Genomic DNA, 13,720 nt, shown 5'->3' with positions numbered 1-13,720 from the left:
ATTAGGCAACAGTCTTAACGATATTTAACAGCCGTCTCGTTTTGATTTTTATATTGCAATATCCATTGCATTAATTCCCCGCCTATTTGTTTATCGTGCCTTGATGCAGCGGTTAATCTCCAACCGCTATCTGTAAAATGACTATTAATCAAAATTGTATTTTCATCTGTTACAAAAACCAAAGTTTCCCTTCTGTCGTCTTGAAAATTAAGCGGACGGCTTACAATTTGAAGGACATCATTTGTATCCGGATGATGGTAAATCAGTAAATGCTTTTGATTCAGGAAAGAGACTAACAAATCATGATTCAATTGTTTATTTAATCCTGTTGGTAATACAATAAACTTTAGCGATTTTAAATAAATGGAAATTGTAAGTCCTAAAACTAATAAGGAACCGATCGGCAATATAATTCTGCCTGATATTTTTGTAGGGTTGCCATCAGAACTATTATTGAGCAATGTCAGCGATAGGCAGGCGGTCAGTAAAAAGACAATAGCATACACAACGATGGGCATTGTCAGTTTGGTAGTCCAAGGGTAGCGTTTATTTAACTTGATGAAATTTAAATTGCTGACAATTGAATCATCCTGATTTCTTTGTCTATTCTCAATTCTATTGTTCATGCTTACTTACCATTTGTCTTTATATTTTCCAAAGATACGTTCTTTAATCTCCGGCCATTCTTCTTTCAGAATGCTATAATAAACGGTATTACGCAAACTTCCATTATCATTAATAATATGATGTCTCAATATACCTTCAAATGTAGCGCCAAGGCTTTCGATAGCTCTTCTGGAAATATAATTTATCTCGCTTGTTTTGATTTCAACTCTATTAAATTCCAATGTTTCAAAAGCATATTGCAGCATCAGAAACTTCATGGCTTTATTCAAGCCGGTATTATGAAATTCCTTTGAAATCCATGTCCAGCCTATCTCTACGCGTTTGTGTTCTTTGACTAAATTGCCAAAACGCGTTGTGCCGGCGACTTTCCCGCTTTCTTTGTCGATAATCAGGAATGGTAAAGATGCGCCTTCGTTAAATTCATCCAATCCTTTGCGGATATAAGCATAGACATCAGCAGTACTGTTCAATTGCTGTGACATGAATTGAAATAAATCAGGTTGTGCTATTGCTATTTCAGCCAAAGCATCCGTATCTTTTTTATCGAGCGGCTGTAATTTTGTTTTGTTGTTTTCGAGCGTAGGAATATGTTGTAACATGGAATCAAATTATTGAAAATGCCTGTCAGTGTAACTAACAGGCATTTGTATTTTGAAAAAATATTTCATTGGAATTTTAAATTGATTGAGCCACCATTTCAGCAATATCCAAAACCTGAACTTCATCTTCCTTCTCTTTATTCTTTACGCCATCCATCAACATCGTTGTACAAAAGGGACAGTTTGCTGCAATCACAGATGCGCCTGTTGCAAGTGCTTCTTCCGAACGTTCAATATTGATTCTTTTATCTCCCGGTTCGTCTTCTTTAAACATCTGAGCGCCACCGGCACCACAACAAAGTCCATTTGTTTTGCAACGTTTCATTTCCACCAGCTCTACATCCAAAGCTTCCAGTACGGCACGCGGCGCTTCATATATCTGATTGGCACGGCCTAAGTAGCAGCTATCATGGTAAGTGATTTTTTTACCTTTAAATGCGCCGCCTTCTTTCATCACAATCTTTCCTTCATTAATCAAAGAATTAATAAAAGTAGTATGATGAATCACTTCGTAGTTGCCACCCAAAGACGGATATTCATTCTTGAAAATATTAAAGCAATGCGGACAAGCGGTAACGATTTTCTTTACCTCATAACCATTCAGTAACTGGATATTGTTATAAGCCATCATCTGAAACAGAAATTCATTGCCCGAACGACGTGCCGGATCTCCGGTACACATTTCTTCCTTGCCCATGATAGCAAAAGAAACGCCTACTTTATCTAAAATAGTTGCAAATGCTTTTGTAATTTTTTGTGCACGTTGATCAAAGCTACCTGCGCACCCTACCCAAAATAAAACTTCCGGCTGTGTTCCTTCGGCCATGTATTCGGCCATTGTTTTTATGTGCATGTAATAAAATGAAAATTAAAAATTAAAAATTAGACTGCGACTATATCATTCTTTCCATTATTGATATTTGTCCTGCGTGAATCACATCATGATGAGAACAAACACTAAATACTTCCTCTATTGTTGTCATTTCCACGCCAAATGTATGCGTAGTGTACGGTGTAATATTTTTAAAAATGCCTTTATTGTAATCTTCTAAAATGGCTTCATAACTATTCAGAAATCTTTTCAACAAATCATCAATTTCCGACTGTTCAATAAAAGACTCGGGCCTTGAACCATTACGGTATTTATCAGCTAAATCAATTTCCTTGTCAGGCTGTATGCCTGTTCTGTGATAACACAGGATTTCAGAACTCACTACCAAATGCCCCAATTGCCATGCTATATTATTGTTGCAACCGGTCGGTATTTTGTTAAGCTGTTCTATCGACAGCTTGCTTATTTTATCGGCTATTTTTTTTCTTGTTGCTATTGCAAATTGGAAGTGCATAATTAGTGGCAGTTGTTGTTTTGGCAATTATTCAGGCTTGAATTTTTTGTAAGGATTTCTGCTTGTGTGAAAGACAGAAATGATTCTTGCAGTATTCTTTTGACTATTCATTCGGTAAACAATCAAAAATGGAAATACTTTCAATGATGCTCCCCTACACTCATTTATTTTTCGTGAATATTGAAATGGATTTTCTGTTATCTTCTGTACTTGATGGGTTACTTCCTCTACAAACCTGTCATTTAATCCTTTTTGAATTTCCTTTTTGGTTTCCATTTCTTCTTCTAACAAATCATATAATGCGCTTACCTTTTATCATCTGCTATGCGAATGAAATCACATAACTCGTTTCTTAAAGCATTTATATCTCGTTTCATAAGCTGTAATTTTATTTTACAAAATTAGGAAAGCAAAAATCAAAAAATTGACTACCCCATCTCTCCAACCCACTTGTCTCTATCATCCGGGCTAAACTTCCAGGGGGCCATATTGTTTTCAATATTACCAAACATCTGGTTCCATTCCTGAGGTGCATTACTTTCTTCCATTACCAGGTTACGACGCAACTGTAAAATAATAGATAATGGATCAATACTCACCGGACAGGCTTCCACACAGGCATTACAGGTGGTACAGGCCCTTAATTCTTCTGTAGTAATATAATCGTGCAACAGAGACTTCCCGTCTTCAACAAAAGAACCTTTATTCGCATCTATGTTTTTACTCATTTCCTCCATACGGTCGCGGGTGTCCATCATGATTTTACGTGGCGATAATTTCTTACCCGTCATGTTTGCCGGACAATTAGCGGTACAGCGGCCACACTCAGTACAGCTATACGCATCCATCAGATTCTTCCAGCTTAAATCGGTTACATCTTTTGCTCCGAAGCGCGGAGGCGCAGCATTAGGATCCAAATCGGTCGGGGCTTTATCCGGCTCCATCATATATAAGACCTCATTTTGGATCTCCGGCATATTTTTCATTTCGCCTTGCGGCATTAATTTGGCATAATAAGCATTAGGGAAAGCCAGGACAATGTGCAGATGTTTAGAATAAGGAAGGTAATTTAAAAAAGCAAAAATACCCACGATATGCAGCCACCATGCACCACGTTCCAACCCCATCAATGCCCCTTCGCTCATACCATTAAACAAGGGAGCAATAAATCCTGAAACCCAGAATGCACCTACCGGATGGTAATGTTCGCTTCCCAATTGCTGAAGATTGAAATCGGCAGCATTCATGGTAAGCAACAAAGACATCAACACAATTTCCGTAATCAGAATAGCATTCGCATCCGTCTTTGGCCATCCGTTTAATTCACTTTGGTTTAGTCTTTTTAATTTCAAGATATTACGGCGTACAAGGAAAATGGCACAGGATACAAGAACCAATGCCGCCAATATTTCGAAAATGCCTATCAATACAGGATACAGGCTGCCAAGATAAGGTGCGAACATTCTGTGCGTACCAAAAATGCCATCCAATATAATTTCAAGGATTTCGATATTGATAATCACAAATCCTGCGTACACAAAAAAGTGCAGGATAGCCGGCGTCATGCGTTTGAACATTTTCTTTTGTCCGAAAGCCAGTAACAGCATATTTTTCCAACGGGCCGCAGGATTATCATTTATCTTTTCATCCTTTCCCAGATTGATGTTCCGACGGATTTCGCGCACCTTACGGGCAAACAAAAAGACTGCCGCTGCAACCAATAATACGAATAGGATTTGCTGAATTATATGCATGTAAATTGATTTTCTTTTATCATTTCGACAAGCTCAATGGTCAAAGATGTTGACTGAACCTGTCGAAGCCAAAATCCTGAATAGTTACCTTCATTAAAGAGGTATTTACCATTTCAAAATGAATAAGCATTCATTTTGAAAACACCCTGCGAAAATACATTGTTTGCTGCTAATTTTATAGCAATGTCATGTTTTTGTAAAAAATAATGATGCACCGGAGTCTTGTTTTCATCCATAATTCATCCGTTTCCCCTAAAAAGCAGAGACGCTGCATTGCAACGTCTCTGAAAGAATATAAATTACGGCAATTACACCAACGCTTCGTATTCCTCAATCCAGTTCTCCAGCTGGCTTACAAATTCAGGCTTTTCAACATTTACAAAAAAATCGCCTTCCGCCATAATCTTACTTAAAAGAACATCCTGCGCTTTTGTACAATGTAACGCATAAGCATAAGGCGTATGACTGAACGAAACCATTTCATAAACTGAATTGAAACGTCCTGCGTAACGGCGGCCCAATTCTTTTTCTATTTTTTTCCTTTCAAGAAAAACCGGATCAGCTACTTTATCACGCATTTCAATGAAATTATTCAGAGCCAGGTCGGCAACAGCATCAGCATTCGGCTTTCTTTTTTGCTCAAACGAGGATAAAATGGTTTCCCAATCCTCACCGTGCGCTTCCATTAATTCTTCCAGTACAGAACAATCTTCAAAGCCTGCATTCATGCCCTGTCCGTAAAACGGAACAATGGCATGTGCTGCATCACCAATCAAACAGCTTTTATCAGCATTTCTCCACGGGAAAATTTTGGTTGTTATAAGCGAAGAAACAGGATTGTTCATGAAATCTTCTACTAAAGTCGGCATCAGAGGAATAGCATCAGGGAATTGTTTATTGAAAAACGTGCGCACTTCCTCTTCTGTTTTAATCGACTCAAATGATGGCTCGCCCTCAAAAGGGAAGAAAAGCGTACAAGTAAAACTTCCGTCAATATTCGGTAAAGCAATCATCATATAATTATGACGAGGCCAGATATGCAACGCATTTTTTTCAATCAACCATTCACCATTTGGCCCGGCAGGTATATTTAATTCTTTATAGCCTGCTTCTATATAAAATTGCGAGAAATTTGTCCTGTCGTTAAAAGCCATTGCTGTTCTTAACGAAGAAAAAGCGCCGTCTGCACCAAAAAGTAAATCACATTTAATTTCTGTTGTTTCGTTGTCTTCCTGCAGGTAAATAGTATTTGTAGCTGTGTCAACTTTTGTGCAACGTTGATTGAAATGAATCGTAACACCATTATTTTCAGCCAGATCCATCAGTTTTTTGTTTAATTCCCCGCGACTTACAGAGTAAATGGCTTCACCGTTTTTACCATAAGACTGAAATGCGGAAGAACCATCTTCCTGATGTAAAAAGCGGCCGGGCATCGGAATTGCAATTGCTTCAATATCTTCTCTTAGGCCTGCTAATTCCAAAGCCTTCCAGCCACGGTTACTCATGGCAAGGTTAATGGAGCGACCGGCGCCTATAATTTCCTTGCGCATATCCGGCCTGCGTTCGTAAATAGTGACCTCATAACCCCTTTTACGTAGTAAAACGGCTAAAACCGAGCCCACTAACCCGGCACCTAATATAGTTACAGAACGTTTGTTCATGAAAATTGTGTTTGTTTTTGCGGGCTAAGATACAAAAATCAAAAATAGTTTGAGAAATTTAGAAGTTTGGCACGAAATTTGCAGTATTCATTGTAGAACCACAAATACTCTCTACAATGGACGCTTTAAAATCAGATTTACTACGAAACGACATCAGGGCCCAACTCAATTTTGGATTCCGCGAGGAGGAAATTATTTGCAATCTTAAAACAAAAGGGCACACAGACGAAGATATCCTTGCGGAAAGTGATTTATTCTTCTCTGCAAGAAAAAGAAGATTGGCACAAACGAATATTTCAAAATCATATATAATGATGCTGATTTTCTCTTTGTTGTGTTTGGGTAAGTTATGTTGGAGCTTGTTGCTTGCTCATTCATGGAATGCAGTACTTATAATAGGTGTTGGTATCCCTGCTTTACTGATTCACTTATTCAGGAAATCAGAAGAAATCTAAATCAATAATTATTTTCATTTTCCTCTTATAGAGCGCTTTTTTGTTTGGGTTTATTTATAAACTATTTTAGGAGCTACTTGTTATATAAACAAACAAAAAGCAATGAGTCAGCATATTGTAAGTCTTTACGACAATAATGCTTCTGCAATAGAAGCGGTCAACCTCCTTAAAACCGGAGGATTTAACGAAAAACACATCAGTCTTTTAGGAAAAACGGATGTCGGAGATGATGTTCAGGTCGAGGATTCTAAAATAGCAGCCAAAGGCGTTGGTATTGGTGCGTTGGTGGGTGTACTGGCAGGAATAGGCCTGACTATGATTCCGGGAATAGGGATTTTATATGGTATCGGTGCTGTTGCAGGTGCCGTAGCCGGATTTGATGCAGGAATAATCGGTGGAACTATTGTTTCTACTTTGGCTATAAAAAATATGGGTAAAGAAGTAGCGGATCGTTATTCCGAAGAATTAAAATCAGGGAAAGTACTATTGAGCTTTACAGGAAGCGATGAAGAGATGGCAAAGGCAAAAACTTTATTGGAATCGCATGGAGCGCATGTTGAAATGAATGAGCATTAAAATATAAAAATGATAAAAGAGCCGGTATTCTGAAAATACCGGCTCTTTTTATTTAATCCTTTTTTATAATCCCAATTGTGCACTTAGCTCCAGCATTCTGTCAATAGGCTTTTTAGCCGCTAAGCGTAAATTTTCTTCCATTTTGATTTCCGGCAGTTCGTATTTCATACACAAATACAGCTTTTCAAGTGTATTCAGCTTCATATGCGGGCAATCATTACAGGCACAATTATTAGTAGGCGGGGCAGGAATAAAGGTTTTATCAGGCGAATCTTTTTGCATCTGATGCAATATGCCTGTTTCTGTAGCTACAATAAAAGCATTTGCAGGATTGGTTTTTGCGTAATTCAATATCTGCGTCGTAGAACCGATAAAATCGGCAACTTTCAACAATGGTTCTTCGCATTCCGGGTGTGCCAGAATTTTAGCATCCGGATTTTGTTCTTTCAGGCGGATTATCTTTTCAAGCGAAAATATCTCATGAACCATACAGGCACCGTCCCAGAGCAGCATGTTTCTTCCGGTAACTTTATTGATGTACCCGCCCAGGTTCCTGTCAGGGGCAAAGATTATTTTCTGATCTCCCGGTAAACTATCTACAATCAGTTTTGCATTGGAAGAGGTACAGATAATATCGCTCAACGCTTTAATGCCCGCACTGCAATTGATATAAGATATTACAAGATGGTCGGGATGCTGCGCCTTGAACTTTGCAAAGTCTGCAGGCGGACAACTATCACTTAAGGAGCATCCGGCATTTAAATCGGGTAATAAAACCTTTTTATTAGGATTCAGGATTTTAGCGGTTTCGGCCATGAAATGCACACCTGCAAACACAATAATATCAGCATTGGTTTTAGCAGCTTCCTGTGCCAGCCCCAGGCTGTCGCCAATATAATCTGCAACATCCTGAATGTCTGCTTCCTGATAATAATGCGCCAGTAATACCGCATTTTTTTCTTTCTTTAATTTTTCAATCTCTTCAAATAAATCCAGCGTCGGGTCTATTTCCACATCCAGAAAACCGCGGCGCTCTATTGCCGACTTTGCAATTTCAAAATCCATATACTTCTCTTTTTTAACTTCAGAACTATCCATCTTACAGGAACAATACCAAACTATAAATGTTCTGAATTTTTACAACACAAACTTCGTATTTATTTTAATAAAAGAAGGCTTTGAAAATATTCCTTTTGTTGATGAAATTATAGAGCGCTAAATAATGCCATTAGCGGTTCTTTTGTTAGAGATAATTAACCGCTTCACTACATACCATCAACTTCAAGTCCATCAAAATCTTCAATATCAGATAATTTCATAAGTTGTTGTACCTCAATTTTTTGCATACTTTCCTTAAAAACTTCATCCCCTCCTTCTGCATTTGTATTTGTGTTTTCTTTTGTCAGTTTCTTTTTTGTCAGATAATTAATACTCACTTCGGTATTCACTACCGGTCCGAAATTATCGCTTGCATCATAACCAATCAGTTCAAAATCCGAATTTTGAAACCTGAATGTGTAACTCCAATAACCATATCTTCCATGAGCATAACGGATGTACAAATTTCCTTTATCTACTTCAACAGATAGTTCAGGGGCATAATAGTTACCTCCGTCTTCATTTTCTGATGAAAAGCAGCTGTAATTTTTGACAACGGATTCATAGTTGCCATTTTTATTAAACAAAATAATGATGCCTCTGCGGTTACGGTCCAGCTCACCACGATTTTCGTCCTTAACAATCTTGCTTTTGTCTGTGCCCTTAATAATAAGAATGCAATCGTCTGACCCGTCTTTATTCAGATCTCCATAAATTGTATCAAAAGTCACATAGCCTTTGGGCAAAAAATCAGAAAGTGGTCCGGTTGGTTCAATTGTAGCATTGGCTTTTTCTAAATCTTTATCGAGAAGATTATTATCATGTTTTGTTCGTTGATTATTTTTTGAATTATTACAACTGCTATTTCCTAAAATTATCAACATTATTCCTATAAAAAACAAGTATTTATTCATGAATTTTTATTTTTATATTTTTCCTTGACATTTTGATATAATTGTTACTGTTGTCAAATATACATAACCGATTTTTAAACACCCAAAGATGTCCACCTGCTGATTCACGACCCCATACCTCGTAATTCACGAGGTACTACTTCGTACTGAACGAGGTCCACCTGCTGATTCACGACCCCATACCTCGTAATTCACGAGGTACTACTTCGTACTGAACGAGGTCCACCTGCTGATTCACGACTCTGTACCTCGTAATTCACGAGGTATTACCTCGTAGGGAACGAGGTCAACCTGCTGATTCACGACCCCATACCTCGTAATTCACGAGGTCAACCTCGTCCGGAACGAGGTGAAGGTTTTTAGCTTCCCTGATTTCTTCATTTCCTGCATCTGAAATGCCTGAATTGTTCCTCAAAATGAAAATCTATGCTATAAAATAGCTGCAATATTGATATACATTTAATGCAATGAATCCATTATCTTTGAATGAACGTTTGTTCATTTTTCAACAACCGGTTTAGTCGGATTAAAATACATTATCATGCAGGAGCAAAGATTATTTGATTTCGTAGAAACACAGGTGGCAACAAGGCCGGCCGGCATTATGCTTGCTTCAAAAATTAACGGGGCATGGCAAACTATTACATGCAAAGATGTTTTGAACAGGTCAAGAAATCTTGCTGCTGGTTTACTGGCTTTAGGAATAAAAAACGACATTTCGGATCCTGAGCTACAGGAAAAAATAGCTATTATATCTCCCAACAGGCCGGAGTGGATTATTACAGACCTGGCAGTGCAACAGACCGGAGCTATTCTCACACCTATCTATCCCACTGTAAGCCCTCAGGACTTTGCCTATATTTTGAATGAGGCCGAGGTGAAAATCATTTTTATTGCAAATAAAGAGTTGTACGATCGTTTTCAGCCGGTATTTCACGAGATTCCTTCTTTAAAATACATTTATAGTTTTGATAAAATAAAAGGTGCAGAACATTGGGAATCGATAAAACCAAGCGAAGACGGGGAAGACCAAAGAAAGAAAATCTGTAGTGAAATCAATTCAGAAACGGTTGCCACTATTATCTATACATCAGGTACAACAGGCGCTCCAAAAGGCGTAATGCTTTGCCATAGGAATATTGTGAGCAATGTTATTGACAGTTCGCCCTTATTTCATTTTGCACGTAAAGACGACAGGGCGCTGAGCTTTCTTCCGCTGAATCATATTTTTGAAAAAATGGTGACATACGTGTACATCAAAGGCGGGCTTGGTATTTATTATGCCGAAAGTATGGATACTATAGGCGATAATCTTCGTGAAGTGCAACCGATGGTGTTTACCTGTGTGCCCCGCTTGCTGGAGAAAGTGTATGAGCGTATTATGGCGAAGGGCCGTGAATTGACGGGTGTGAAAAAAGCAATGTTCTTCTGGGCCGTGAATCTTGGAAGACAATACGATAATCATGATAAAGGAAGTATTTTTTACCGCGCACAATTAAAACTGGCTAATAAGCTCATCTTCAATAAATGGCGTGAAGCTCTGGGAGGCAGGGTAGAAGCGGTAGTCAGCGGTTCTGCTGCTTTGTCGGAGAAATTAATACGTATTTTTTCGGCTGCGCAAATAACTATTATGGAAGGTTACGGGTTGACGGAGACATCGCCGGTAATCAGTGTAAACCATCTGGAAAGCGAAAACAGGAGAATAGGAACGGTAGGCCCGATATTGAAGAATGTGCAGGTGAAAATTGCGGAAGACGGAGAGATACTTTGCAAAGGCAATAACGTGATGGTGGGTTATTATAAAAATCCGGAAGCTACTGCCAAAGAGATAACTAAAGACGGATGGTTTCATACAGGGGATATCGGTATTATGGTTGATAATAAATTTTTGAAAATTACGGACCGTAAGAAAGAAATGTTCAAAACCTCCGGTGGTAAGTATGTGGCACCGCAGGTTATAGAAAATAAAATGCGTGAAAGCCCTTACATAGAGCAGATGATGGTGGTTGGTCCCGGCAGAAAATTTGTAAGCGCACTGATTGTTCCGAATTACGAGCATGTAAGGAGCAAGCTGAAAAACGAAGGCCATAAGGTACCGGGTTCTAATGCTGATTTAATAAAGGATGAGGCCGTTATAAAAATGATACAGCAACAAATAGATCGTTATAACCCTGAATTCGGGCATGTGGAACAGGTCAAGAAATTTACTTTATTGTCTGAAGAATGGACCATTGATAATGGTATCCTGACACCAAAATTATCCATCAGAAGAAAAGTGATTGACGAAAAATTCAAGAAAGAAATCGAGGCAATGTATGATGGCGAAGATGTTTAAAACAGCGTAGGTAAAAAGCAGAGAGGCGTTGCATTGCAACGCCTCTCTGCTTTTTATATCATAATCATTTCTTTCATCGTCCGCCACCTGCCTGCCGTGCTGCATTAGCATATTTCTGAGCTGTCTGCATATCGCCCATTTGCTGATAAATGCCTGCAAGTATCATATAACCCTGAGGCGCAAAACGGGAGTCCTTGCTGAGCGCAGTATTAATATCTTCGATGGCTGCAGGATAATTACGCAAAGTTGCCTGTGCCTGTCCCAGGCCCATCCATCCTTCCGCCATATCAGGCTGGTCTTCGGTTAATTTACTGAATACCTGAAGCGCTTTATTGGCATCGCCTGATTGCAGGTAAATCATGCCTGCGTAGTTTGCAGTGCTGATATCTAAACTTGAAATAGCATAAGCTTTGCCAATGGCATCAATAGCTTTTTGTTTATCGCCAAGCTGGAACGCAGTAATAGCAAGATTCCGCAATGCTTCTATATCTTTGGAATCATAAGCTACAGCCTTCTCAAAATATTGCATAGCCAAAGTATCATTATTGGCTTTCGTCGCCTCCTGTCCTTTAAGTATATTGCGCTCCGGGTCGTTGGCCTGAATAGTACTCAATGGAACGCCGTCTGCTTCTACAATATGCAAAGGTTTTGCTCCCGGGAAATAACCATTTTGCAATTGTTCCTTATCCAGAAAGCGGCTTACAAATATCCCGTAATCCCAATCAGATTCGCCACGTTGGTAATAACGCACATATATAAATTTGATCGGCAATCCCGAAATATTCACGTACTGGTTCATCATGTCGGGTATATTGGACGCGAGTAGTATAGAGTCATGACCGGGCGTAGGTTTAAAATCTTTTAATTTATTTTCCTTTAGCCAGTTGAATCCTTCTTTCAATGAATTGAAATAGTAATCCGTTTCGTAGTTACCATAGGCTCCTTTGATGCCGCCTTTCAGCTCATTAAAATAAATGTATTCATTCGGATGATTGGCAAACATGAACCTTGCAGGTAAGGCAATTAATATTACGGTTATTCCCACAACGGCATATTGAACAGCTTTTTTCCCTGAAAACATTTCAATGATATAATCAAAGAATAAAGCGCCCAGAATGGACATTACCGGCAGTACAAACAGGATATGACGGATGCCGTCGTACACAACAGACTTTTTATAAATAATATAGAATACCGGAAATATGGTTGCGAAGATGAGCAGTAAGTAATAACTGTTTTTATTTGTTTTGGTGTACTTATACCCGTAGAAGAAAGAGCCTATAAAAGTAATAAGGACAAACAAAGGCATACCCATTCCAAGCCAGTTCAGTAAGTAGGTGGAAGGTAAATTGAATGTACCAGAAACCGGTTTCCCTGCATCATCATATATCATAGTGGCAATGCTTTGAAGCTGTCCGTCGTAAAGAGACCTGATTGCCAAAGGATATGCGCTCATTTTCTTAACTGCTTCTATAGGGTTACCTATAATATTGTCCAAAGCATATGGCCAGAATAAACAAGAACCTATCCAGCCAATAACGACAGCTACAATAATATGTTTCAGGCTTTTGCCAAAAAGCTTGGTACCAAAGCCTTTGATGCGATACATTTCGGCAAGGTAAAACATGCCTAAATAAGCAATTACCAGAATACCGCCCACACGCACACTTATTGCAAGCGCTATAGAAAGCCCCAGCCAAATGGTTTTCTTCCAGTTGAGCGTATCGGTATCTAATGCTTTTAACCATTTTACAGTACAAAGCAAAGCCGCCAGATAGCCTGTTGCGAATGGAATATCTTTTGGATTATTAAAGATCTCGCCAAAAAAGCGAGGCGTGAAAACCATAAATATAACCGCGATGAAAGCCGCACGCCATCCTGCAAATTCTTTGGCAAGCAAACCACCGAATATCAAACCTGCAAAGCCGAAAATCATGTTCCAGTAATGGCGAACGAGAAATTCATCTTTCGGGTTAAAGATATCAATCAGCATAGCGGCAATACCGTCGTAGAAGCCGCCATAATATTTTAGCGGGGAATCGAAGACTTCATTATAAGAATACGTTTTGCCGATCAATTCTTTGGGTATTTCCATTGTCTTGTTGCTGCCAAAGGATTTCATGTAATCCCAAACCCAATGCCCGTATTTCCATTGAGTAACTTCATCACCGGTGATACCGTAATGAGGCACAACAAAAAGGCAGTAAATAAAAATTACGCCCAGCGTTATCCAAAATATTTTTTGCCATTGACCGGAGGTAGTCATTTCCATAAATACAGAGTATTAAAATAATTTCAAACAAAAATATCATAAAAACAACAAACCCCATAAGCTATTAAAACTTATGGGGATGC

Annotated in this window: 14 protein-coding genes; 3 read left to right on the top strand and 11 right to left on the bottom strand. The window is 38.8% G+C overall.

From position 1 onward, the window contains the following. Nucleotides 1–14 precede the first annotated feature (14 nt). The 7 genes from F0919_RS12665 to F0919_RS12635 form a co-directional block, all read right to left on the bottom strand. On the bottom strand, nt 15–626 hold the full coding sequence (locus F0919_RS12665; protein WP_150033135.1) for a hypothetical protein: 612 nt from the start codon (nt 624–626) through the stop codon (nt 15–17). 6 nt (nt 627–632) lie between these two features. Continuing rightward, nucleotides 633–1,226 (bottom strand): GNAT family N-acetyltransferase, encoded by a 594-nt coding sequence (locus F0919_RS12660; protein WP_150033134.1) that lies wholly within the window; start codon nt 1,224–1,226, stop codon nt 633–635. 76 nt (nt 1,227–1,302) lie between these two features. Beyond that, complete coding sequence (locus F0919_RS12655) at nt 1,303–2,079, bottom strand: (Fe-S)-binding protein (protein ID WP_150033133.1); 777 nt, start codon at nt 2,077–2,079, stop codon at nt 1,303–1,305. 40 nt (nt 2,080–2,119) lie between these two features. Next, entirely contained in the window at nt 2,120–2,572 is a 453-nt protein-coding gene (locus F0919_RS12650) for a DinB family protein (RefSeq protein ID WP_150033132.1), read from the bottom strand. A 27-nt stretch (nt 2,573–2,599) separates the two neighbouring features. Beyond that, nucleotides 2,600–2,848 (bottom strand): type II toxin-antitoxin system RelE/ParE family toxin, encoded by a 249-nt coding sequence (locus F0919_RS18850; RefSeq protein WP_394349717.1) that lies wholly within the window; start codon nt 2,846–2,848, stop codon nt 2,600–2,602. A gap of 152 nt (nt 2,849–3,000) precedes the next feature. Then, nucleotides 3,001–4,326, bottom strand: coding sequence for a (Fe-S)-binding protein (locus F0919_RS12640; RefSeq protein ID WP_150033130.1), 1,326 nt, complete (start codon nt 4,324–4,326; stop codon nt 3,001–3,003). A 308-nt stretch (nt 4,327–4,634) separates the two neighbouring features. Beyond that, the gene (locus F0919_RS12635) at nt 4,635–5,987 is read right to left on the bottom strand and encodes an FAD-dependent oxidoreductase (RefSeq protein ID WP_150033129.1); all 1,353 of its coding nucleotides are present in this window, start codon (nt 5,985–5,987) and stop codon (nt 4,635–4,637) included. 116 nt (nt 5,988–6,103) lie between these two features. Here F0919_RS12635 and F0919_RS12630 point away from each other — a divergent pair, with 116 nt between their 5' ends. Then, nucleotides 6,104–6,442 carry a hypothetical protein gene (locus F0919_RS12630; protein WP_150033128.1) on the top strand — a complete coding sequence of 113 codons (339 nt, stop codon included), beginning with the start codon at nt 6,104–6,106 and terminating at the stop codon, nt 6,440–6,442. A 102-nt stretch (nt 6,443–6,544) separates the two neighbouring features. Further along, entirely contained in the window at nt 6,545–7,018 is a 474-nt protein-coding gene (locus F0919_RS12625) for a hypothetical protein (protein WP_150033127.1), read from the top strand. A 63-nt stretch (nt 7,019–7,081) separates the two neighbouring features. Here F0919_RS12625 and nadA read toward each other — a convergent pair whose 3' ends face one another. The 3 genes from nadA to F0919_RS18740 all read right to left on the bottom strand — a co-directional run bounded on the left by nadA (nt 7,082) and on the right by F0919_RS18740 (nt 9,445). Next, nucleotides 7,082–8,083, bottom strand: coding sequence for a quinolinate synthase NadA (gene nadA, locus F0919_RS12620; protein ID WP_150033126.1), 1,002 nt, complete (start codon nt 8,081–8,083; stop codon nt 7,082–7,084). Nucleotides 8,084–8,283: 200 nt separating this feature from the next. Next, nucleotides 8,284–9,030, bottom strand: a complete 747-nt coding sequence (locus F0919_RS12615) for a hypothetical protein (protein WP_150033125.1) — start codon at nt 9,028–9,030, stop codon at nt 8,284–8,286. Nucleotides 9,031–9,316: 286 nt separating this feature from the next. Continuing rightward, nucleotides 9,317–9,445 (bottom strand): hypothetical protein, encoded by a 129-nt coding sequence (locus F0919_RS18740; RefSeq protein ID WP_262713953.1) that lies wholly within the window; start codon nt 9,443–9,445, stop codon nt 9,317–9,319. A 126-nt stretch (nt 9,446–9,571) separates the two neighbouring features. Here F0919_RS18740 and F0919_RS12610 point away from each other — a divergent pair, with 126 nt between their 5' ends. After that, on the top strand, nt 9,572–11,365 hold the full coding sequence (locus F0919_RS12610; RefSeq protein ID WP_150033124.1) for an AMP-dependent synthetase/ligase: 1,794 nt from the start codon (nt 9,572–9,574) through the stop codon (nt 11,363–11,365). 73 nt (nt 11,366–11,438) lie between these two features. Here the strand turns inward: F0919_RS12610 and F0919_RS12605 are convergent, their stop codons facing one another. Beyond that, nucleotides 11,439–13,637: a tetratricopeptide repeat protein gene (locus tag F0919_RS12605; RefSeq protein WP_150033123.1), complete on the bottom strand. Its 2,199-nt coding sequence runs from the start codon at nt 13,635–13,637 to the stop codon at nt 11,439–11,441. Nucleotides 13,638–13,720: the final 83 nt, after the last annotated feature.

Source organism: Taibaiella lutea (assembly GCF_008629695.1).
In the GTDB taxonomy this organism is placed as follows: domain Bacteria; phylum Bacteroidota; class Bacteroidia; order Chitinophagales; family Chitinophagaceae; genus Taibaiella; species Taibaiella lutea.
The sequence above is the reverse complement of the archived record's forward strand: the minus strand, read 5'-3'. Positions and strand labels throughout refer to the sequence as shown.

Excerpts from the sequence above, each read along its gene's own strand:
- F0919_RS12665 (WP_150033135.1), bottom strand. The coding sequence starts at position 626 with ATGAACAATAGAATTGAGAATAGACAAAGAAATCAGGATGATTCAATT.
- nadA (WP_150033126.1), bottom strand. The coding sequence starts at position 8,083 with ATGGATTTTGAAATTGCAAAGTCGGCAATAGAGCGCCGCGGTTTTCTG.
- F0919_RS12655 (WP_150033133.1), bottom strand. The coding sequence starts at position 2,079 with ATGCACATAAAAACAATGGCCGAATACATGGCCGAAGGAACACAGCCG.
- F0919_RS12630 (WP_150033128.1), top strand. The coding sequence starts at position 6,104 with ATGGACGCTTTAAAATCAGATTTACTACGAAACGACATCAGGGCCCAA.
- F0919_RS12635 (WP_150033129.1), bottom strand. The coding sequence starts at position 5,987 with ATGAACAAACGTTCTGTAACTATATTAGGTGCCGGGTTAGTGGGCTCG.
- F0919_RS12610 (WP_150033124.1), top strand. The coding sequence starts at position 9,572 with ATGCAGGAGCAAAGATTATTTGATTTCGTAGAAACACAGGTGGCAACA.
- F0919_RS12605 (WP_150033123.1), bottom strand. The coding sequence starts at position 13,637 with ATGGAAATGACTACCTCCGGTCAATGGCAAAAAATATTTTGGATAACG.
- F0919_RS12615 (WP_150033125.1), bottom strand. The coding sequence starts at position 9,030 with ATGAATAAATACTTGTTTTTTATAGGAATAATGTTGATAATTTTAGGA.
- F0919_RS12625 (WP_150033127.1), top strand. The coding sequence starts at position 6,545 with ATGAGTCAGCATATTGTAAGTCTTTACGACAATAATGCTTCTGCAATA.
- F0919_RS12650 (WP_150033132.1), bottom strand. The coding sequence starts at position 2,572 with ATGCACTTCCAATTTGCAATAGCAACAAGAAAAAAAATAGCCGATAAA.
- F0919_RS12660 (WP_150033134.1), bottom strand. The coding sequence starts at position 1,226 with ATGTTACAACATATTCCTACGCTCGAAAACAACAAAACAAAATTACAG.
- F0919_RS12640 (WP_150033130.1), bottom strand. The coding sequence starts at position 4,326 with ATGCATATAATTCAGCAAATCCTATTCGTATTATTGGTTGCAGCGGCA.
- F0919_RS18850 (WP_394349717.1), bottom strand. The coding sequence starts at position 2,848 with ATGGAAACCAAAAAGGAAATTCAAAAAGGATTAAATGACAGGTTTGTA.